This is a genomic window from Enterobacter sp. Sphag1F, from assembly GCF_014193275.1.
Lineage (GTDB): Bacteria > Pseudomonadota > Gammaproteobacteria > Enterobacterales > Enterobacteriaceae > Pantoea > Pantoea symbiotica.
This window is the reverse complement of sequence record NZ_JACHZD010000001.1, coordinates 593,698-614,800: the sequence shown is the minus strand read 5'-3', so window position 1 is coordinate 614,800 and position 21,103 is coordinate 593,698. Positions and strand designations below refer to the sequence as shown.

20 protein-coding genes are annotated in these 21,103 nt (G+C 59.3%); 18 read left to right on the top strand and 2 right to left on the bottom strand.

All coding sequences use genetic code 11. The annotated features are described in order from the left end of the window. Nucleotides 1–112 precede the first annotated feature (112 nt). Nucleotides 113–2,278: an EAL domain-containing protein gene (locus FHW71_RS02855; protein ID WP_179450258.1), complete on the bottom strand. Its 2,166-nt coding sequence runs from the start codon at nt 2,276–2,278 to the stop codon at nt 113–115. A gap of 309 nt (nt 2,279–2,587) precedes the next feature. Here FHW71_RS02855 and phnF point away from each other — a divergent pair, with 309 nt between their 5' ends. The 13 genes from phnF (at nt 2,588) to phnE (FHW71_RS02790) (ending at nt 13,263) form a co-directional block, all read left to right on the top strand. Further along, complete coding sequence (phnF, locus tag FHW71_RS02850; protein ID WP_179450260.1) at nt 2,588–3,304, top strand: phosphonate metabolism transcriptional regulator PhnF; 717 nt, start codon at nt 2,588–2,590, stop codon at nt 3,302–3,304. Next, nucleotides 3,301–3,747, top strand: coding sequence for a phosphonate C-P lyase system protein PhnG (gene phnG, locus FHW71_RS02845; protein ID WP_008105514.1), 447 nt, complete (start codon nt 3,301–3,303; stop codon nt 3,745–3,747). Before phnF ends, phnG begins: the two co-directional genes overlap by 4 nt. Continuing rightward, nucleotides 3,747–4,322, top strand: a complete 576-nt coding sequence (gene phnH, locus FHW71_RS02840) for a phosphonate C-P lyase system protein PhnH (RefSeq protein WP_008105512.1) — start codon at nt 3,747–3,749, stop codon at nt 4,320–4,322. The genes phnG and phnH overlap by 1 nt, the downstream gene beginning before the upstream one ends. Then, nucleotides 4,322–5,398 carry a carbon-phosphorus lyase complex subunit PhnI gene (locus FHW71_RS02835; protein ID WP_179450262.1) on the top strand — a complete coding sequence of 359 codons (1,077 nt, stop codon included), beginning with the start codon at nt 4,322–4,324 and terminating at the stop codon, nt 5,396–5,398. The genes phnH and FHW71_RS02835 overlap by 1 nt, the downstream gene beginning before the upstream one ends. After that, entirely contained in the window at nt 5,391–6,239 is an 849-nt protein-coding gene (locus FHW71_RS02830; RefSeq protein ID WP_008105508.1) for an alpha-D-ribose 1-methylphosphonate 5-phosphate C-P-lyase PhnJ, read from the top strand. The genes FHW71_RS02835 and FHW71_RS02830 overlap by 8 nt, the downstream gene beginning before the upstream one ends. Continuing rightward, nucleotides 6,229–6,990, top strand: a complete 762-nt coding sequence (phnK, locus tag FHW71_RS02825; protein WP_179450264.1) for a phosphonate C-P lyase system protein PhnK — start codon at nt 6,229–6,231, stop codon at nt 6,988–6,990. The genes FHW71_RS02830 and phnK overlap by 11 nt, the downstream gene beginning before the upstream one ends. Before the next feature lie 128 nt (nt 6,991–7,118). Beyond that, entirely contained in the window at nt 7,119–7,823 is a 705-nt protein-coding gene (gene phnL, locus FHW71_RS02820) for a phosphonate C-P lyase system protein PhnL (protein WP_008105503.1), read from the top strand. Continuing rightward, the gene (gene phnM / locus FHW71_RS02815; protein WP_179450266.1) at nt 7,820–8,956 is read left to right on the top strand and encodes an alpha-D-ribose 1-methylphosphonate 5-triphosphate diphosphatase; all 1,137 of its coding nucleotides are present in this window, start codon (nt 7,820–7,822) and stop codon (nt 8,954–8,956) included. Before phnL ends, phnM begins: the two co-directional genes overlap by 4 nt. Continuing rightward, nucleotides 8,956–9,486 (top strand): ribose 1,5-bisphosphokinase, encoded by a 531-nt coding sequence (gene phnN / locus FHW71_RS02810; RefSeq protein ID WP_179450268.1) that lies wholly within the window; start codon nt 8,956–8,958, stop codon nt 9,484–9,486. The genes phnM and phnN overlap by 1 nt, the downstream gene beginning before the upstream one ends. 164 nt (nt 9,487–9,650) lie before the next feature. Then, the gene (gene phnC / locus FHW71_RS02805) at nt 9,651–10,481 is read left to right on the top strand and encodes a phosphonate ABC transporter ATP-binding protein (protein WP_061717640.1); all 831 of its coding nucleotides are present in this window, start codon (nt 9,651–9,653) and stop codon (nt 10,479–10,481) included. A gap of 26 nt (nt 10,482–10,507) precedes the next feature. Beyond that, complete coding sequence (gene phnD / locus FHW71_RS02800; protein ID WP_008105497.1) at nt 10,508–11,434, top strand: phosphonate ABC transporter substrate-binding protein; 927 nt, start codon at nt 10,508–10,510, stop codon at nt 11,432–11,434. An 84-nt stretch (nt 11,435–11,518) separates the two neighbouring features. Beyond that, nucleotides 11,519–12,382 carry a phosphonate ABC transporter, permease protein PhnE gene (phnE, locus tag FHW71_RS02795; protein WP_061717638.1) on the top strand — a complete coding sequence of 288 codons (864 nt, stop codon included), beginning with the start codon at nt 11,519–11,521 and terminating at the stop codon, nt 12,380–12,382. Continuing rightward, the gene (gene phnE / locus FHW71_RS02790) at nt 12,379–13,263 is read left to right on the top strand and encodes a phosphonate ABC transporter, permease protein PhnE (RefSeq protein ID WP_061717637.1); all 885 of its coding nucleotides are present in this window, start codon (nt 12,379–12,381) and stop codon (nt 13,261–13,263) included. Before phnE (FHW71_RS02795) ends, phnE (FHW71_RS02790) begins: the two co-directional genes overlap by 4 nt. On the opposite strand, the gene FHW71_RS02785 is transcribed toward phnE (FHW71_RS02790), so the two are convergent. Then, on the bottom strand, nt 13,217–15,805 hold the full coding sequence (locus FHW71_RS02785) for an ATP-binding protein (protein WP_179450270.1): 2,589 nt from the start codon (nt 15,803–15,805) through the stop codon (nt 13,217–13,219). The two genes, phnE (FHW71_RS02790) and FHW71_RS02785, sit on opposite strands and share 47 nt — an antisense overlap. Nucleotides 15,806–15,949: 144 nt before the next feature. On the opposite strand from FHW71_RS02785, the gene FHW71_RS02780 reads away from it, so the two are divergent. From FHW71_RS02780 to FHW71_RS02760, 5 genes are all read left to right on the top strand, one after another. Beyond that, on the top strand, nt 15,950–17,455 hold the full coding sequence (locus FHW71_RS02780; RefSeq protein WP_179450271.1) for a sugar ABC transporter ATP-binding protein: 1,506 nt from the start codon (nt 15,950–15,952) through the stop codon (nt 17,453–17,455). 10 nt (nt 17,456–17,465) lie between these two features. Then, complete coding sequence (locus FHW71_RS02775; RefSeq protein ID WP_008105488.1) at nt 17,466–18,449, top strand: ribose ABC transporter permease; 984 nt, start codon at nt 17,466–17,468, stop codon at nt 18,447–18,449. A 94-nt stretch (nt 18,450–18,543) separates the two neighbouring features. Continuing rightward, a complete protein-coding gene (locus FHW71_RS02770) occupies nt 18,544–19,482 on the top strand; it encodes an ABC transporter substrate-binding protein (RefSeq protein WP_179450272.1) in 939 nt (312 codons plus the stop codon). 62 nt (nt 19,483–19,544) lie between these two features. After that, on the top strand, nt 19,545–20,228 hold the full coding sequence (locus tag FHW71_RS02765) for a D-lyxose/D-mannose family sugar isomerase (protein ID WP_061717633.1): 684 nt from the start codon (nt 19,545–19,547) through the stop codon (nt 20,226–20,228). Nucleotides 20,229–20,239: 11 nt separating this feature from the next. Then, on the top strand, nt 20,240–21,100 hold the full coding sequence (locus FHW71_RS02760; protein WP_179450273.1) for a ketose 1,6-bisphosphate aldolase: 861 nt from the start codon (nt 20,240–20,242) through the stop codon (nt 21,098–21,100). Nucleotides 21,101–21,103: the final 3 nt, after the last annotated feature.

Below are 21,103 nucleotides of genomic sequence, written 5' to 3'. Positions count from 1 at the left end.
TAGAGGACGATGACGGGATGTGAAACCTGAGGGGCGTATTCAGAATGATTTATACGGCGCGGCGGGATTATTGGGCAGGTCGCCATAAATGGCGACCCTACGGAGATGTCACTCACATCATCTTCTCAATCTCACTAAACGGCACCGCGTGGCTAAACAAATACCCTTGCAGCTGATTGCAGCCCGCATCGGCCAGCGCGTTTTTCTGGCCTTCGGTTTCGACGCCTTCGGCGGTCACCGTTAACCCCATTGCGTGACCTAACCGCACCACCGATTCAACAATCGCGGTAGAGTTCTGCGCCACGCCCAGCGACTGGGTGAACGAACGGTCGATTTTGATTTTGTCCACCGGGAAGGTGCTGAGGTAATTAAGGCTCGAATAGCCGGTACCAAAATCATCCAGCGCGATGCGGAAACCGGCCTCGCGCAGCGCGATGATGCTGTTGCGCGCCTCGTGTTCATCCTCAATCAGCACACCTTCGGTGATCTCCAGCTCCATGCGCTTCGGATCGGCACCTTCTTCCTGCACGATATGGATGATGCGCTCGACAAAATTCACCGCGCGGAACTGCACTGGCGATACGTTCACCGCCACCACAATATCCGGCAGCTTCAGCGCGGTTTTGCAGGCTTCGCGCAGCACCCATTCGCCCAGCGGAATGATCATGCCGGTCTCCTCGGCGATGGCAATGAAATCGCCGGGTGAAACGTCGCCGCGCATGGCGTGATGCCAGCGCAACAACGCCTCCAATCCCACCACATGCTGGCCGCTGATATCCATCAACGGCTGATACCACACCGCTAATCCTTCAAATTTCACCAGCGCCTGACGTAAATCAGCCGCCATCTGCTGGCGGGTGCGCAGCGATTCATCCATCACTTTTTCGAACTGGCGATACTGGCCGCGCCCATGATTCTTGGCGTCATAAAGCGCGATATCCGCTTTGCGCATCAGCTCCATTCGATCAATGCCATCCTTCGGTGCCAGCGCCAGACCGACGCTTACGCCAACCCACAGCTCGCTGCCGACCAGCTGATACGGCTCGCTCAGGCGGGTGATGATGCGTTTCGCCAGCGATTGCACCTGACCAATATTCTCCACATCCGGCATCACAATGATGAACTCGTCGCCGCCGATACGGCCCACGGTGTCGCTGGCACGCACGATTTCGTTAAGGCGGCGCGCCACCTCAATAATCAGCTCATCGCCAGCGTGATGGCCGTAGGTGTCATTGATATTTTTGAAGCGATCGAGATCCAGCAGCAGCAGCGCCACGCGCTGATCGTGGCGTCCGGCCACCGCCAGCGCCTGGGTTAAGCGATCTTCAACCAGTGAACGATTCGGCAAACCGGTTAATACATCATGAAAGGCCAGATGCTGCGCCTGCGCTTCACTGGCACCGAGTTTCAGCAGCGACTGCGACAATTTGAGCGACGAGGTCCAGATGCGCCGCACCATCACCAAACACAGCACGGTAATCAGCAGCACCGACAACAAAGTAGAAGGGCCAATGGTGCGCATCATCTGCGCGCCCGGTTTATCCGGATTCCAGCTGAGATAGCCGACCGGATCGCCCTGTTGTGAATTCAGCAGAAAGCGCGCTTTGGTTTCTCCCGCCGGTTCGCTGTCGCTGAAGTGCAGCTGGCGCAGCTGGCTGCGATCGGCAAGGTTGCGAAGATAGCCATCATCGAGAAACTTAATGCTCACCAGACGATAGCGCCCGGCCTGTTTGGTGCTGCTGATATCGCCCACCGCCAGCGCGGCAGCGCGTTGGCCAATGCGCACGAAATCGGCGTGATCGGTCGGGCCCGCCGCCACATCGCTGTTTTGCACCAGCGGGCTATTCAGCATGTCCTGCAGATACGGGCCGATGCGCTTATCCGGCACCGGCTGGCCATTGCGCCACACGTTGATCAGCTGGTTGTCGCGGTCCAGCAGCACCACCAGCTGATGATCAAACATGTCATACAGCCAACCGCCGACATTTTGCGTCAGCCAGCTTTGGTCGGGATGCGGCGACGCCAGCTGATCGGCTAGCGGCGACCAGCGCGTCAGGCTACGCAGCTGGCGCAGATGTTCCGTCAGGCTCTGGGTAAAGGAAGCCTCGATCATGCGCTGTTGCTGATCGCGCGCTTCGTTATTGGTTAATGATGTCCCCCAGAACAGACCCACGCCCGCGCCGACAAAGGTAAGCAGCAAAATTGCCATCAGTGGCAAAATTACTTCACGAACAAAGTTGCGGCGAAAACCATCCGATAGTTTTATTGCGTTAATCATTTTAAGGTTGGCCTGACAAGAAGGATTCATCTTTTAACTTAGCAGAACATCGGCAGGCTGTATCCTGTAAGGCCGTTGAAAGCGTGATGTAAATAAGCGGTAAATTTTTGAACACTGTCACAAAGAGAACAGTTAAAAATAATTTATTAAAACCGCTGCCGTTTCGCTGTGATTCTGCTGCCCTAAAGCAAATTCATCCGCCCGTCATTGAGCCGTCACGGCGCTGTCATCTGACATGCGCAATGTAATCGCCATCCCGCAGCAAGCCCGCTGCGTTCCTCAACCAATGCGAATGAGGTATTGAGCGTGATGGAGATATCCAGACATCCGACCACTGTGTATCAGGCCGTTGCCGCCCAACTGGAGCAGGCGCTGCAGGAGCGCTATCGCTGCGGCGACTATCTGCCTTCCGAGCAGCAGCTGGCCGATCACTACGAAGTGAATCGTCACACCTTGCGCCGCGCAGTCGACGAGCTGGTCAACAAAGGCCTGCTGCAACGGCGTCACGGCGTTGGCATTTTGGTGCTGATGCGTCCTTACGATTATCCGCTGCATGCGCAAGCACGCTTCAGCCAGAACCTGATGGAGCAGGGCAGTCATCCCACCAGCGAACGTCTGCTAGCGGTGCTGCGTCCGGCGAGCAGTGATGTGGCGAGCGCGCTAGGCGTGAACGAAGGCGACAACGTCATTCACTTGCGCACGCTGCGCCGCGTCAATGGCGTGGCGGTGTGCGTCATCAACCACTTCCTGGCGGAACTCAGCTGGTGGCCGGCGCTGCAACAGTTCCACAGCGGTTCGCTGCACGACTTTATGCAGCAGCAGCTCGGCCTGAGCCTGACGCGCAGCCAAACGCGCATCAGCACCCGTCGCGCGCAAGCCAAAGAGTGCAAGCAGCTGGAGATTGCGCTGCAGTCGCCGCTGCTGTGTGTGCGTACCCTGAATAAACACAGCGACGGTCAGGTAGTGGAATACTCCGTCAGCCTGACGCGTGGCGACATGATTGAACTGACTCTGGAGCACGAATGACACAGCAAACAGCCCGCCAGCATTGGCTCTCGGTGCTGGCGCACAGCGATGCCAACCAGCTTGAGGCGCACTGGCAGCCGTTACGCCTCAACGCCGATTTTGAACGCATACGACCGGCAGAAACCGGCTTAACCCGTTTGCAGGCGCGCATGGGCGGCAGCGGCAAACGCTTCGTGATGGGCGATGCCACGGTGACGCGCGCGGTAGTGAAACTGCACGACGGCACGCTCGGCTTTAGCTACGTGCTGGGGCGCGACAAAGCGCACGCCGAACGCTGCGCGCTGATTGATGCGCTGCTGCAACAACCGGAAACCCAGGCGCTGTTGCAGGAAAAATTGATTGCCCCGCTGGCGGCACTGCGTGAAGAGCAGCGTCAGCTGCGCGCACGTGAAATCGCCAGCTCCAAAGTGGATTTCTTTACGCTGGTTCGCGGAGATAACTGATGACTTTACTGGCAAGTTTTAACCATCCGGTGGCTGATGCCCAACGTGCCTTTCGCCGCATCCTCAAAGCGATGAGCGAGCCGGGCGTGATGGTGTCGCTGCCGCTGCAACAGGGCTGGGGCGATCTCTCGCCAGCGGCCACGGCGGTGCTGCTGACGCTGGTCGATCAGGAGAGCGCGCTGTGGCTCGATAATCGCATTGATAATGAAGTGGTGCGCAGCAACCTGCGTTTCCATACCGGCGTGCCGATTGTCGATGAGCGCGATGCACCTTTTGCGCTAACGCACGCGGCGGCCAATCCCGATCCGGCGCTGTTCGCCTCTGGCGACAACATGTCCCCGGAAAAAAGCACCACGCTGATTGTGGAAGTGCCGTCACTGAGCGGCGGTTTAACGCTGCGCCTTTCCGGCCCCGGCTTACGTGAATCACGCGCCATTGCGCCGCAGCTGCCGGAAGCGATTCTGCATTATCTGCGCGAGCGTCCGCATCCGTTCCCACAGGGCGTGGATCTGATTTTCACCTGCGGTGAAGCGATGATGGCGCTGCCACGCACCACCGACGTGGAGGTGTGCTGATGTATGTTGCGGTAAAAGGGGGCGAAAAGGCGATTGCCAGCGCCCATGAGCTGCAGGCCGATCTGCGTCGTGGCGATCGCGAAGTGGCTGAACTGGGCTGCGATCAGGTCGCGCAACAGTTGGGTTTAGCGGTCGATCGCGTGATGACCGAAGGCGGCATCTACGATCCACAGCTGGCGGCCTTAGCGATTAAACAGGCAAGCGGCGATTTGGTGGAAGCGATCTTCCTGCTGCGCGCCTATCGCACTACGCTGCCGCGCCTCGCCGACAGCCAGGCGCTGGCAACCGATGAGATGCGTCTCGAACGTCGTATTTCGGCGGTTTACAAAGATCTGCCGGGCGGCCAGGTTCTCGGCCCAACTTACGATTACAGCCATCGTCTGCTCGATTTCACGCTGCTGGCAAACGGCGAAACGCCCGCTGCGCCGCGCGACGATCAGGCGCTGCCCGAGCGCTGTCCGCACGTGTTCAGCATGATGACGGCGGAAGGATTAGCGGCACGTGAAGAGGATGACGGTAGCGAGCCGTGCGACATCACCCGCGAACCGCCAGGTTATCCGGCCACGCGCGCCGCACGGCTGCAACAGCTGGTGCGCGGCGACGAAGGTTTCTTGCTGGCGCTTGGCTACTCGACGCAGCGCGGCTACGGCCGCAACCATCCATTCGCTGGCGAAATTCGTACCGGCTATCTCAGCGTCTCAATCTGCCCGGAAGAGCTGGGCTTTGAGATTGAGATTGGCGAAATCCTGCTGACCGAATGCGAGATGGTGAACGGCTTCACCACCGAAACCGATAGCGCGCCGCACTTTACGCGCGGTTACGGCCTGGTGTTTGGTCGCTCAGAACGTAAAGCGATGGCGATGGCGCTGGTGGATCGCGCGCTGCAGGCGCCGGAGTACCACGAACGCATTGCCGGTCCGGCGCAGGACGAAGAGTTTGTGCTGTCGCATGCCGACAACGTGGAAGCGGCGGGCTTTGTCTCGCATCTGAAACTGCCGCACTACGTCGATTTCCAGGCGGAGCTTGAGCTGCTGAAACGGCTGCGCCAACAGCATCAGGAGCAGAACCATGAGTGAGTTAACCGGCTACAACAACGGTTATCTGGATGAGCAGACCAAACGCACCATCCGCCGCGCGATTCTGAAAGCGGTGGCGATTCCCGGTTATCAGGTGCCGTTTGCCGGACGCGAAATGCCGATGCCTTACGGCTGGGGCACCGGCGGCATTCAGATCACCGCCAGCATCATTGGCGATGCCGATGTGCTGAAGGTGATCGATCAGGGCGCGGATGACACCACCAACGCGGTATCGATTCGTCGCTTCTTCCAGCGCGTCAGCGGCGCGGCCACCACCGAAGCTACCCGTGACGCCACGCTGATCCAGACGCGTCACCGCATTCCGGAAACGCCGCTCGAAGAAGATCAGATCCTGATTTTCCAGGTGCCGATCCCCGAGCCGCTGCGCTTTATCGAGCCGCGCGAGACCGAAACCCGCACCATGCACGCGCTGGAGGAGTACGGCATCATGCAGGTGAAACTGTATGAAGATATCGCCCGCTACGGCCACATCGCCACCACCTATGCCTATCCGGTGAAGGTCAACGATCGCTACGTGATGGATCCGTCGCCAATCCCCAAATTCGACAACCCTAAGATGCACATGATGCCGGCGCTGCAGCTGTTTGGTGCCGGGCGTGAGAAACGCATCTATGCGCTGCCGCCGTACACCAAAGTGGAAAGCCTCGACTTCGACGATCACCCGTTCAGCGTGCAGCAGTGGGAAGAACCCTGCGCGTTGTGCGGTTCGCGCCACAGCTACCTCGACGAGGTGGTGATGGATGACGCCGGTACGCGCATGTTTGTCTGCTCCGATACCGATTTTTGCCACCAGCAGCAGGAACAACAGCATGCACAGTGAACAGCCGCTGCTTGCGGTCAACAATCTCACTCACCTTTACGCGCCCGGCAAAGGCTTTGAAGAGGTGAGTTTTGAGCTCTATCCCGGCGAAGTGTTAGGCATCGTTGGCGAATCCGGATCCGGTAAAACCACCTTGCTGCGCAGCCTGTCGGCACGCTTAGCGCCGCAGCAGGGCAACATTCTTTATCGCGCGCAGGATCTCTATGAGTTGAGCGAGAGCGATCGCCGCCGCTTGCTGCGCACCGAATGGGGCGTGGTGCATCAGCATCCGCTCGACGGTTTACGTCCGCAGGTGACGGCGGGCGGCAATATCGGCGAGCGGTTGATGGCGGTGGGAAATCGTCATTACGGCGATATCCGTAAAGAAGCGATGCGCTGGCTGCAGGATGTGGAGATCCCCGCTAATCGCATCGACGATCTACCCACCACGTTCTCGGGCGGCATGCAGCAGCGTTTACAGATTGCGCGCAACCTGGTGACGCAGCCGACGCTGGTGTTTATGGATGAACCGACCGGCGGGCTGGATGTGTCGGTGCAGGCGCGCCTGCTGGATCTGCTGCGCACGCTGGTGCGCGAGCTGAATCTGGCGGTGGTGATTGTGACGCACGATCTCGGCGTGGCGCGTTTGCTGGCGCATCGCCTGCTGGTGATGAAGCAGGGCCGCGTGGTGGAGAGCGGATTGACCGATCGGGTGCTGGACGATCCGCATCATCCGTATACCCAGCTGCTGGTTTCATCGGTGCTGAGTTGAGATGAACAAGGTCGCCATAAATGGCGACCCTACGACGTGCCCAATGCAACCGTATTGCCCGTAGGGTCGCCATTTATGGCGACCTTCTCGAAGACCAGCACAACTATCAAAACCATCAGGACATCACTATGCAACCTTTACTGCGCGTAGAGCATCTGAGCAAAACCTTTGTGCTGCACAACCAAAGCAGCGCTGCGCTGCCGGTATTGCAGGACGCCAATCTTGAAGTCAGCGGTGGCGAATGCGTGGTGCTGCATGGCCGCTCCGGCAGCGGAAAATCCACGCTGCTGCGTGCGCTGTACGGCAACTATCAGGCCAACAGTGGCCACATCTGGCTGCAACATCAGGGCGAATGGATCGACATGGCCAACGCGCCCGCGCGGCAGATTCTGGCAATTCGCTGTCACACCGTTGGCTGGGTCAGCCAGTTTTTGCGCGTCATTCCGCGCGTGCCGACGCTGGAGATCGTCATGCAGCCGCTGCTGGAGCGCGGCACCGAGCGCGCCTTCTGCGAGAAGCGCGCCAAAGAGCTGCTGACGCGCCTTAACGTGCCGGAGCGTTTATGGTCGCTGGCACCGTCGACCTTCTCGGGCGGCGAGCAGCAGCGCGTCAACATCGCGCGCGGCTTTATCGCCGACTATCCGGTGCTGCTGCTGGATGAGCCAACCGCCTCGCTCGATAGTGCCAACAGCGCCGCAGTCGTTGAACTGATTGAACAGGCGCGCGCCCGCGGTGCCGCCATTGTCGGAATTTTTCATGACGAAGCGGTGCGCGAACGCGTAGCCGATCGCCTGCACGTCATGCAGCCAATGAAAGCAGGAGCAGAAGCATGATCATTAATAACGTCCGGCTGGTGCTGGAGCAGGCCGTGGTGGCGGGTTCACTGGAGATCCGCGACGGGCGCATCGCCAGCTTTAGCGAAAGCGTCAGCCAGTTGCCGGGCGCGCTGGATGGCGAAAACGCCTTCCTGCTGCCGGGTTTGGTGGAGCTGCACACCGATAATCTCGACAAGTTTTTCACGCCTCGCCCGAAAGTGGATTGGCCGGCGCATTCGGCGATGAGCAGCCACGATGCGTTAATGGTTGCCAGCGGCATCACCACGGTGCTGGACGCGATTGGCGTCGGCGACGTGCGCGATGGCGGGCATCGCATTGAAAACCTCAACAAGATGATTGAGGCGATTCAGGACAGCAATCGTAAAGGCATTAACCGAGCCGATCACCATTTGCATCTGCGCTGCGAGTTGCCGCATCACACCACGCTGCCACTGTTTGAGAAGCTGATGAACACGCCAGAACTGTCGCTGGTGTCGCTGATGGATCACTCGCCGGGTCAGCGTCAGTACGCCTCGCTGGAGATGTATCGCACCTATTATCAGGGCAAATATCAGCTTAACGACGAGCAGATGGATCAGTTTGAGCGTGAGCAACTGGCGCTGGCCGCCGAGTTCTCCACGCCGAATCGCAACGCCATCTCCAGTTTGTGCCGTTCGCGCGGTATTCCGATCGCCAGCCACGACGATGCTACGGCGGCGCACGTTGCTGAATCCCATGACGTCGGCAGCGCCATTGCCGAATTCCCTACCACGCTGGAGGCGGCACGCGCCTCGCGTGAATGCGGCATGCAGGTGCTGATGGGCGCGCCCAACATCGTGCGCGGCGGTTCGCACTCCGGCAACGTGGCGGCGGCGGACCTCGCCAGCCACGGCCTGCTGGATATTCTCTCCTCGGACTACTATCCGGCCAGCTTGCTGGATGCGGTGTTCCGCCTGGTTGCTGATGAACGCAACACGCTGACGTTACCGCAGGCGGCCGCGCTGGTGACCAGTAATCCGGCGCGGGCGATTGGTCTGCACGATCGCGGCCGCATCGCCGAAGGACTGCGTGCCGATCTGGTGCTGGCGCATACCGAACATGGTCATTCGCACATTCGTCACGTCTGGTCGCAAGGCAAGCTGGTGTTCTGATGGCGCGCCTGATCTGGCTTACCGGGCCTTCGGGCTCGGGAAAAGACAGCCTGCTGAACGCGCTGCGCGAAGCGCCGCCGGAGAATCTGCTGATCGCCCATCGCTACATTACGCGCGCCGCCGATGCGGGCGGCGAGAACCATGTGGCGCTAAGCGAGGCGGAATTCCGACGGCGCGAGGCGCTGGGTTTGTTCGCCGTGAGCTGGCAGGCGCACGGCATGTATTACGGGCTGGGCGAGGAGATCGATCTGTGGCTGGCGCGCGGGCTAAATGTGCTGGTTAACGGTTCGCGCCTGCATCTGCCGATTGTGCAGCAGCATTACGGTACGCAGCTGCTGCCGCTGGTGCTGCAGGTTTCACCATCGGTGCTGGAAGTGCGTTTGCGGCAGCGCGGGCGCGAGTCGCAAGCGGAGATCGAAAAACGGCTGGTGCGCGCCGCCGAACCGCTACCCGCGCATTGTCATGCGCTGAATAACGACGGCGCGTTGAGCGACACGCTCGAGCATCTACGGCAGCTCATTGTTTCGTAGGGTCGCCATTCATGGCGACCTTGGGCGTTGCATGCATTAACGGACGGTCGCCATAAATGGCGACCCTACGGTGTCACCGTTTAATCATTTTACTGTCATCAAGCTTTCATCCGTTTTGCCCGTAATAGCGGGCAATCAACACCTCATAAGAGATGGAGTGCAACATGGCACAGGCATTACTGAAAACCGTCGTCGACAACCCTTACCCGCACGTTACCGGGCAGGGCAACAAGGTGTTGTCGGTGCAGGGATTGTGCAAAACCTACGGCGCCAATCAGGTGCTGGATAACGTCAGCTTCGATCTGCATGCGGGCGAGTTGGTAGCGGTGATTGGCCGCTCAGGCGCAGGCAAATCGACACTGTTACATATGCTTAACGGCACCATCAGCGCGTCGCAGGGCGCGATCCTCAGCAATCGCCACGGCGAAGTGGATCGCGATGTGGTGACGCTGAATAGCCGCCAGATGCGCGAGTGGCGCACCGAATGCGGCATGATCTTCCAGGACTTCTGTCTGGTGCCGCGTCTTGATGTGCTGACCAACGTGCTGCTCGGTCGTTTGAGCCAGACCTCGACGCTGAAATCGTTCTTCAAAGTCTTCTCCGAAACCGACCGCGCTCGCGCCATTGAACTGCTGCAGTGGATGAACATGCTGCCGCAGGCGTTGCAGCGTGCAGAAAACCTCTCCGGCGGCCAGATGCAGCGCGTGGCGATTTGCCGGGCGTTGATGCAAAACCCGCGCATTTTGCTGGCCGACGAACCGGTGGCGTCACTCGATCCGAAAAACACCAAACGCATCATGGATGTGCTGCGTCAGGTGAGCGAGCAGGGCATCAGCGTGATGGTAAACCTGCACTCCATTGAACTGGTTAAAAGCTACTGCACCCGCGTGATCGGCATTCAGCGCGGCAAAATCCTGTTCGATGGACATCCTTCCCAGTTGACCGACGGCCTGATGCATGAGCTGTACGGCGACGAAATTAACCAGCTCCACTAACTCCCACAGCAAGAGAAAACCTAAGAATGAAACTGACTTCTTTAGCTTTACTGACTATTGCGATGGCATTTGGCGCAAACGCAGCGGATGCACCAAAAGAGTTGAACCTCGGGATTCTTGGCGGCCAGAACGCCACGCAGCAGATTGGTGACAACCAATGTGTGAAAGACTTCTTCGACAAAGAGTTGCAGGTGGATACCAAACTGCGCAACTCGTCTGACTATTCAGGCGTAATTCAGGGCTTGCTGGGCAACAAAATCGACCTGGTACTGAGCATGTCACCGGCTTCATTTGCCTCGGTTTACCTGCAAAACCCGAAAGCGGTGGATGTGGTGGGCATCGTGGTGGACGACAAAGACGGTTCACAGGGTTATCACTCGGTGGTGATCGTTAAAGCCGACAGCCCATACAAAAAGCTGGAAGACCTGAAAGGCAAATCGTTCGGCATGGCCGATCCCGATTCAACTTCTGGCTTCCTGATGCCGAACCAGGCGTTCAAGAAAGAGTTCGGCGGCACGGTTGACGATAAGTACAACAACACCTTCTCCAGCGTCACCTTCTCCGGCGGCCACGAGCAGGACATCCTCGGCGTGCTGAACGGTCAGTTCGAAGGCGCGGTAACCTGGACCTCACTGATTGGCGACCGTGAAACCGGTTATACCTCGGGTGCCTTTGGCCGTTTGATTCGTATGGATCATCCTGACCTGATGAAGCAGATCCGCATCATCTGGCAGTCGCCGCTGATCCCGAACGGCCCAATTCTGGTGAGCAACAACCTGCCCGCTGACTTCAAAGCGAAGGTGGTGGCGACCATCAAGAAACTGGATAAAGAAGATCACGGCTGCTTTGTTAAAGCGGTTGGCGGTACCCAGCACATCGGTCCAGCGACCGTGGCGGATTATCAGAACATCATCGATATGAAGCGTGATTTGATGAAGGGTACGCGCGGCTAAGCCTTCAAAACGGTGCGCATTAATGCGCACCCTACATTGTAGGGTCGCCATTCATGGCGACCTGGTTACACAGGAATCCCCCCCTTGACCGATTTCGAACACTACTACCAACGCATCCGCCGCCAGCAAAAGCGCGACTCGCTGCTGTGGTCGCTGCTGTTGCTGGCGCTCTATCTGGCCGCGGGCAAGATGGCGGAATTTAACCTGCTTACCGTTTGGCAGTCGCTGCCACACTTTTTTGACTACATCGGTGAAACTCTGCCGGTGCTGCATCTTTCACTGCTGTTCGCCGATGGCAAAACCGAAGGCTCGCTGGCCTATTGGGGCTATCGCTTACACTTCCAGCTGCCGCTGATCTGGGAAACTTTGCAGCTGGCGCTGTCGTCCACCATCGTGGCGGTGGCCGTGGCGGGCGTGTTGGCGTTTTTCGCCGCCGACAACACGCAAACGCCGCGCAGCCTGCGAGTGGCGATCCGCGCCTTTGTCGCCTTCCTGCGTACCATGCCAGAACTGGCATGGGCGGTGATGTTCGTGATGGCGTTCGGCATTGGCGCTATTCCCGGTTTCCTCGCGCTGGCGCTGCATACCGTAGGCAGCTTAACCAAACTGTTTTACGAAGCGATCGAAAGCGCCTCGGATAAACCGGTTCGCGGCCTCGCGGCGTGCGGTGCCAGCAAACTACAGCGCATGCGCTTTGCCTTCTGGCCGCAGGTCAAACCGACATTTCTCTCCTACAGCTTTATGCGTCTGGAAATCAACTTCCGCTCCTCAACCATTCTCGGATTGGTTGGCGCGGGCGGTATCGGGCAAGAGCTGATGACCAATATCAAACTCGATCGTTACGATCAGGTCAGCATCACGCTGTTGCTGATCATTGTGGTGGTGTCGCTGCTGGATACGCTGTCCGGCTGGCTGCGTCGCCGCGTAGTGGAAGGAGACGCAGCATGATCGCCTTAGCGCCGGATGTCACCAAACTCAAGCAGGAGCATGCCGCCCTGTTTGCCGCGCAGAACCGCTATCTGCGCCGCGTTGCGCTGGTGGCGCTTGCCATCGCGCTCTATTACCTGTTCTTCTTCGAATTCTTTGGCATTGAGTGGAGCCGTTTTCTCATTGGCTGCCAGCAGCTCAGCCGCTATTTCCTGCGCATGTTTGTCTGGCAGGATTTCCTCAACTGGCCGTTTGGTTACTACTTCACTCAGGTCGGGATTACGCTGGCGATTGTGTTCTCCGGCACGTTGACCGCTTCACTGATCGCTTTGCCAGTCTCGTTCCTGGCGGCGCGCAATGTAATGCACGATCCGGTTACGCGACCGATTTCGCTGGTGGTACGCCGCGTGCTGGATGTGCTGCGCGGTATCGATATGGCGATTTGGGGGCTGATCTTCGTGCGCGCCGTCGGCATGGGGCCGCTGGCTGGCGTGCTGGCGATTGTGATGCAGGATGTCGGCTTGCTCGGCAAACTCTACGCCGAAGGGCACGAAGCGGTGGAGCGTTCGCCGAGTCGTGGCCTCAGCGCGGTCGGCGCGAACAGCCTGCAGAAACATCGCTACGGCATTTTCACCCAGTCGTTCCCGACCTTCCTCGCGCTCAGCCTGTATCAGATAGAGTCCAACACCCGCTCAGCGGCGGTGCTGGGCTTTGTCGGCGCGGGCGGCGTTGGCTTGGTGTATGCCGAGAACATGCGTCTGTGGAACTGGGATGTGGTGATGTTCCTGACCCTGATTCTGGTGGCGGTGGTGATGATCATGGACATGGTCTCCAGTAAGCTGCGTAAACGTTACATCACGGGGAAAGGGGTGCCGTTGTGGCAGCCTGCCGCGCGCGACTAAGCCGTTCACTGCGCTGCCAGGCGCGCTCCAGCGCCTGCACCAGCTGCGCCTGATGCCAGGGTTTCGCCAGCCGCTCACACAGCGGCAGCGTCACCTGCGTCTGGCGCAGATCCTGACCGCTGATCAACACCGTCGCCAGATGGGGCCACTGCGCCTGCGCCTGACGAATCACATCCGCGCCATTAATGCCGCCCGGCAGCATCAAATCACTGATTAGCAACTCGATATCCGGCGTCTGGCGCAGCAGCGTCAGCGCGCTTTCGCCATCGCTACACTCCAGCGTCAGATAACCCAGCTGATGCAGATGTTCGCACAGCGTTTGTCGCACCGTCGGTTCATCATCCAGCACCAACACCAGCCGATCGTTGCTGGCCTGCGGCACCAGCGGCGGCGGCACGCTGAGCGGTTGTGCCGCTTCTGGCGCGCGCGGCAATAACAGCCGCACGGTGGTGCCTTGGCCGGGCGCGGTTTCCAGCTCGATCTGGCCACCGGACTGGCGCACAAAACCATACACCATTGATAAGCCCAAACCGCTGCCGCTGCCAATCGCTTTGGTGGTGAAGAACGGTTCAAACACCTGTTCACGTACCTCGGCCGACATGCCGCAGCCGTGATCGATCACTTCAATGGTGACGCGATCGCGCTTGCCGTCGGCTTCCTGTTTGCGCTGATTCCAGATTCGCAGGCGGATTTCGCCGCTCTGCTGCGCCATCGCATCGCGCGCGTTGACCACCAGATTGATCAACGCATTCTCCAGCTGTCCGGCATCGATCCACGCTGGCCAGCCAGGACGCTGTGCATCGATCACCAGTTGCTGGCCGGGCAGCAGCGCGTGCTGCAGCAGCGAATGCAGATTATCCACCAGCTCCACCACCGACACCGCGCGCGGATAGAGCGCCTGTTTACGCGAGAAGGCCAGCAAACGCTGCGTCAGCTGCGCCGCGCGGTCGGCAGCCTGACGCGCACGATCGATACGGCTGGCAAGCGTGCCGGGCGGCAGCTGATCGACGGTTAACGCCAGGCTGCCGATGATCACCGCCAGCAGATTATTGAAGTCGTGCGCCAGTCCGCCGGTTAGCTGTCCCACCGCTTTCATCTTCTGGCTGTGTAGCAGCGCCTCTTCCAGCGCCTTGCGTGTGGTGCGCTCCAGCACGGTATTCACCATGCCGCGCCGTGGTACCGGGCTGAAACGTAGCTCCAGCGTGCGCCCATCCGCCAGCCGCACTTCCTGCGCATCGGCTAAGCCATTGAGCTCCACATCGACGCGTTTCAGAAGCTGCTGATAGTGCAAACCGCGATGCAGTTCGCGCGGCGCAATGCCGAGCAGTTCGGCATATTGTGCATTCCACACCACCAGCTGACCGCTGTTATCAAACAGCGCAAAGCCATCGCGCATCGCGAGAAAGGTCGATTCCAGCTGGTTGCTTTTCTCTTTTAGCAAGCGCGAGGTGTGCGCCAGCGACGCAGTATTACGCGCAAACACGTTGAAGGCACGCGCCAGATCGCCCAGCTCATCACGTCGCGCCAGACCGGGCACGTTGACGCTCTTTTCTCCCTGCGCCAGCCGCGTCATGGCATGGGCGATGGCGGTGAGACTCGAACCGAGATTGCGGTAGATGTAGTAACCGGCGTAACCGGTGATCAGCAGCGCCAGCAGCATAAACAGGCCGATAAAGCCGATGATCGAATCCAGCTCTTCATGGGTTACCGCGCTGCGAGCGTCGCTCTGCTGCGCTACCAGCTGCACGTAATGGGTGATGTCGTCGTTGAGCATCGCCACCAGCGCTTTGATGCGATAAGTGGCGTAGGCGATGGCGATATCACTCTGCTCCAGCTGCTGCGCCACCGGCTGCAAATCAGTGCTGGTGGCAATTAGCCGCTGCACCTGCGTATTCAGCACGCCGTTGAGCCTCAACGCCCGCCACTGACTGAGCACCGATTGCAGCTGCTGCACTGCGGCCTGCGGCGCGCTGGATTGAATCGCCACGCTGAATAAGCTGTGGGTTTGCTGGCGCAGCGCGGCAGAAGGGGAATCCGCACGCGTTAGCAGGTCAATGCGATTGAGTAACAGCTGCGATTGCCACAGGCCGCTCAGCATCACATTGCGCTGCAGATGGCGCTGATGCCCGGCGCGCAGCAGTTGATTGATGGTCTGTTCCAGCATCTGGCTGCGCTCGCGGATGCGCGTCAGCAGCTGCGGTTGCTGTGCTGCCAGCGGCGCATTCGCCAGTAAGCTCAGCGACCGTTGCAGCTCCTGTTGTGTTTGCTGCAAACGCGCCGATTCGCTTTGATACTCCAGCGCACCCACCACCTGCGATAAACGCACCGCCGCGATTGCCACATTGGCGGTATCGCGCGCCAGCGCCAGGCTGCCGTTCATATCGGCCAGCGTTTGTGCTTGCGCCTGTTCCTGAATGTGACCTGCGTGGCGAAATCCAAAAATTGCTACCAGGCTCACCGCCAGCGTCACCGACATCACCAGCAGGTTAAACAGCAGCAGGCGACTGCGCGCGCCCGCGTGCCAGTGCAGACTGTGACTCATGGCTGCCACTCCTTACCGCTCAACTGCTGGCGAGTATAGAAGCGCGATCGGGGCGAAATATGACAAATATGAATGGCCGCTGACATTTTCCATTTATCTAAGGAGGCTTTACTCGCTGCAACCTTTGCCAGCAGGAGCCTCGTTATGGCGACAGCACCGATATTAGAAATGCGCGCGATCACCCGACGCTTCGGCAGTTTCTATGCGTTAAAAGGGGTGGATCTCACGGTCTGGCCCGGTGAAGTGCATGCGCTGATGGGCGAAAACGGCGCGGGCAAAAGTACTTTGATGAAAATTCTGGCCGGTGCTTATAGCGCCAGCAGCGGGGAAATCCTTATCGACGGCCAGCCGTACACCATTAAAGGCCCAAAAGAGGCGTTGGCGGCGGGCATCACCCTGATTTATCAGGAGATCAATCTGGCACCCAATCTGACGGTGGCGGAGAACATCTTTCTCGGCAGTGAAATCACCCGCGCGGGTCTGGTGAAGCGACGCCAGATGGCGGAAGAGGCGCAGCGAGTGATTGATCGTTTGGGCGCGCAGTTCAGCGCCACCGATCTGGTCAGCCGACTGAGCATTGCCGAGCAGCAGCAGGTGGAAATCGCCCGCGCGCTGCACCGCAACAGCCGCATTCTGGTAATGGATGAGCCGACTGCCGCACTCTCGAACCGTGAAACCGAGCAGCTGTTTGCGCTGATTAAACGTCTGCGCAGCGAAGGGATGGCGATCATCTATATCAGCCATCGCATGGCGGAAGTGTATGAGCTGTCGGATCGCGTTAGCGTGCTGCGCGACGGGCAGTACGTCGGCAGCCTGACGCGCGAGCAGCTCAATGCCAGCGAGCTGGTGCGCATGATGGTCGGGCGGCCGCTCAGCGATCTGTTCAACAAAGACCGCAATATTCCGCTCGGCGACATCCGTCTCGCCGTCAATCACCTGTGCGACAAACACAAAGTACATCCCAGCAGCCTGTCGGTGCGGGCCGGTGAGATCGTCGGGCTGGCGGGGCTTGTCGGCGCCGGGCGCAGCGAACTGGCGCAGCTGATTTTTGGCGTGCACCAACCGAGCGGCGGCGAGATCTGGATCGACGGGGAAAAAGTGCAGATTCACTCACCGCGCGATGCGATTGCGCGCGGCATCGGGTTTCTCACCGAGAACCGCAAAGAGCAGGGCTTATTCCTCGAACTGGCGGCGCAGGACAACATTGTGATGGCGACGTTGGAGCGCGATGCCAGCTATGGCCTGCTGAATCGGCGCAAAGGGCAGAAGATCGCCAGCGAGGCAATTGATGCGCTCAACATCCGCGTGCCGCATGCGCAGGTGCGCGCGGGCGGCTTGTCCGGCGGCAATCAGCAGAAGCTGCTGATTTCACGCTGGGTGGCGATTGCACCGCGCATCCTGATTCTCGATGAGCCGACGCGCGGCGTTGATGTCGGCGCCAAGAGCGAAATCTACCGCATGATGCAGCAGATGGCGCAGCAGGGCGTGGCGATTTTGATGATCTCCAGCGAATTACCGGAAGTGGTGGGCATGAGCGACCGTGTCTATGTGATGCGTGAAGGTGCCATCGCCGGTGAGTTGAGTGGGGCAGAGATTAGCCAGGAAAACATTATGACACTGGCCACCGGCGCACAGCCGGTTCAGGCCTGAGGAGAGCGCAATGACCAGTGAATCCGCACGCGTAAAAAGTCCAACGCTAAAGCGCGCGTTAATGAGTGACCTGCTGCAAACCGTCGGCATCCTGCCGATTCTGATCCTGATCGTGGCGGTGTTCGGCTTTGTCACGCCGAACTTCTTCACCGAGGGCAATCTGCTCAACATTACGCGTCAGGCTTCGATCAACATCGTGCTGGCGGCGGGCATGACCTTTGTCATTCTCACCGGCGGTATCGATTTGTCGGTGGGATCGATGCTCGGTACCACAGCGGTGGTGGCGATGGTGGTGTCGCTCGATCCGGCGTTTGCTTCACTGACGATTCCGGCGGCGTTAGGTGCCGGGCTGATTATGGGGTTGTTCAACGGCATTCTGGTGGCATGGGCAGGGCTGCCGCCCTTTATTGTCACCCTCGGCACCTACACCGCGATGCGCGGCGCGGCTTATCTGCTGGCGAACGGCACCACGGTGATCAACTCCGACATCAACTTTGAGTGGATAGGCAACGGCTATCTCGGGCCGGTGCCGTGGCTGATCATCATCGCCTTTGCGGTGATTGCGCTGTGCTGGTTCATTCTGCGTCGCACCACCTTAGGCGTGCACATTTATGCGGTCGGCGGCAACGTGCAGGCGGCGCGCCTGACCGGCATCAAAGTCAGTGTGGTGCTGCTGTTTGTCTACGCCATGAGCGGTTTGCTGTCGGGGCTGGCCGGATTGATGAGCGCCTCGCGGCTCTACAGCGCCAACGGTAACCTCGGCGTTGGCTATGAGCTGGACGCGATAGCAGCGGTGATCCTTGGCGGCACCAGCTTTGTCGGCGGTATCGGCACCATTACCGGCACGCTGATTGGTGCGCTGATCATCGCCACGCTGAATAACGGCATGACGCTGATGGGCGTCTCCTATTTCTGGCAGTTAGTGATTAAGGGCGCGGTGATCATCATCGCGGTGTTAATCGATAAGTACCGTACCAGACACCATGTAGGTTGAGTTGTGACAGGTCGGCATGAATGCCGACCCTACAAGTAAGCAGGGGCGTCAGTTATGGCGACCATAAAAACCAAAAAGCAGGAGAACATCGACTATGCGTTTTAATCCGATTCTAACCGGACTGCTGGCGGCTACGCTTCTGAGCGCGCCATTGGTGCAGGCCAAAGAGCTGAAATCCATTGGTGTGACCGTCGGCGATCTCGCCAACCCGTTCTTCGTGCAGATCACCAAAGGTGCGGAGCTGAAGGCGCGCGAGCTGGCGGGTGACAAAGTCAACGTAACGCTGGTCTCCAGCGGCTACGATCTCGGCCAGCAGGTGGGGCAGATTGATAACTTCATCGCCGCCAAAGTAGACATGATCATCCTCAACGCCGCCGATTCCAAAGGCATCGCGCCCGCGGTAAAACGTGCGCGTGATGCCGGGATTGTGGTGGTGGCGGTCGACGTGGCGGCAGACGGCGCTAACGCCACTATCACCTCCGATAACACCGCCGCCGGTGCCATGGCGTGCAAATACATCTCCGATCGCCTGAAAGCCAAAGGCAACGTAGTGATCATCAACGGACCGCCGGTTTCTGCGGTACAGAACCGTGTGGAAGGCTGCATGAACGAGCTGAAAACCCATCCGGACATCAAGCTGCTCTCCTACAACCAGAACGCCAAAGGCAGCCGCGAAGGTGGCCTGGAAGTGATGACCGGCCTGCTGTCGGCTAATCCGAAGATTGATGCCGTGTTCGCGATTAACGACCCAACCGCGATTGGTGCCGATCTGGCGGCGAAACAGGCGCAGCGCAATGAATTCTTTATTGTCGGCGTCGATGGATCGCCAGACGGTGAAGAGGCGCTGAAGCGCAAAGGCTCGCTGTTCGTGGCAACGCCAGCGCAAGACCCGCAGGTGATGGCGGCGAAAGCGGTGGAGATTGGCTACGACATCCTGCAGGGCAAACCCGCGCCAGATAAGCCGGTACTGATTCCGGTGACGATGATCGATCGTAACAGCATTAGCAGTTACAAGGGCTGGACGGTGAAGTAAGCCCACACAGATGTAGGGTCGCCATTCATGGCGACCTGAACCCCATAACGTGAGGAGCTTTCATGCAACGCTCTGAAGTGAATGCGATCTTACAACGCACCCGCGAATTCTTTATGCGCCAGGATGTGCATCTGCCGCCGTGGGCCGATTACGGCCTCAGCCAGTGGCGCGCGCTCGATAAACATGACGCTGATGAACTGCTGGCGCTGCATCTCGGCTGGGATGTCACCAGCTTCGGCGCTGACGATTTCAACCAAACCGGTTTAACCCTGTTCACATTGCGCAACGGTTCGCGCGGTGGCCAGCCGTGGGCCAAACCTTACGCCGAAAAGATCATGCACGTGCGCGAAGGGCAGGTCACGCCGATGCATTATCACCCGCAAAAGATGGAAGACATTATCAATCGCGGCGGCGGCAATCTGATCGTCACGCTACATAACCGCGCGGGCAATCAGCTGGCCGAGACGGCGGTGAACGTCACGCTGGATGGCATCCGCCAAACCCACGCCGCCGGTTCGCAGCTGCGTTTGTCGCCAGGCGAAAGCGTTACCTTGCTGCCGGGCATCTGGCACAGCTTTTGGGGCGAAGAGGGCTACGGCGATGTGCTGGTGGGCGAAGTCTCAATGCCCAACGACGACGAACATGACAACGTGTTTCTTACGCCGCTGGCGCGCTTTAATCCGCTTGATGAAGATGAAGAACCGCGCTGGCTGCTGTGTAACGAATATCACCGCTGGCTGGCCTAAAGGAGCCTGATATGGCACTGATTTCCCTGGCGCAGGGTTTGGCCCATGCGCAACAGAACGGCTACGCGCTCGGCGCGTTTAACGTCCTCGATACCCATTTTCTGCGCGCGCTTTATCAGGCCGCTGAGCGGCAGCGCTCGCCATTTATCATCAGCATCGCCGAAGTGCATTTTAAGTACGTCAGCCTCGAACATCTGGTCGCCGCCGTGCGCACCGAAGCGGCGCTGCACGATATTCCGGTGGTGCTGCATCTCGATCACGGCCTGCATTTTGAGGCGGTGATGCAGGCGATTCGCCTTGGCTTCACCTCGGTCATGTTCGATGGCTCGACGCTCAGCTACGAGGAAAACGTACGCCAGACGCGCGAAGTGGTGAAGATGTGCCACGCGCTTGGCGTTTCGGTGGAAGCCGAACTCGGTGCGGTGGGCGGCGATGAAGGCGGCGCACTGTTTGGCGAGGCCGACAGCGATAAGTTTACCGATCCGGCGCAGGCCGCTGATTTTGTGCACGCCACCGACATTGATTGCCTGGCGGTGGCGATTGGCAATGCGCACGGCAAATACAAGGGCGAACCCAAACTCGACTTCGACCGGCTGGCGGCGATTCGTGCGACGGCCGGCATTCCGCTGGTGCTGCATGGCGGCTCCGGAATTAGCGATGCTGACTTCCGCCGCGCCGTTAGCCTCGGCATCAACAAAATCAACTTCTACACCGGCATGTCGCAGGCGGCGCTCGGCGCGATTGAAGCGCAGATTACCCAGCGCGATGCGCGCTACGACTCCTTTGCCGAATTGCTAATGGCGGTGGAACGCGACATCGCCAACGTGGTGGCGCAGCAGATGCAGGTATTTGGCAGCACCGGGAGGGCCTGACAG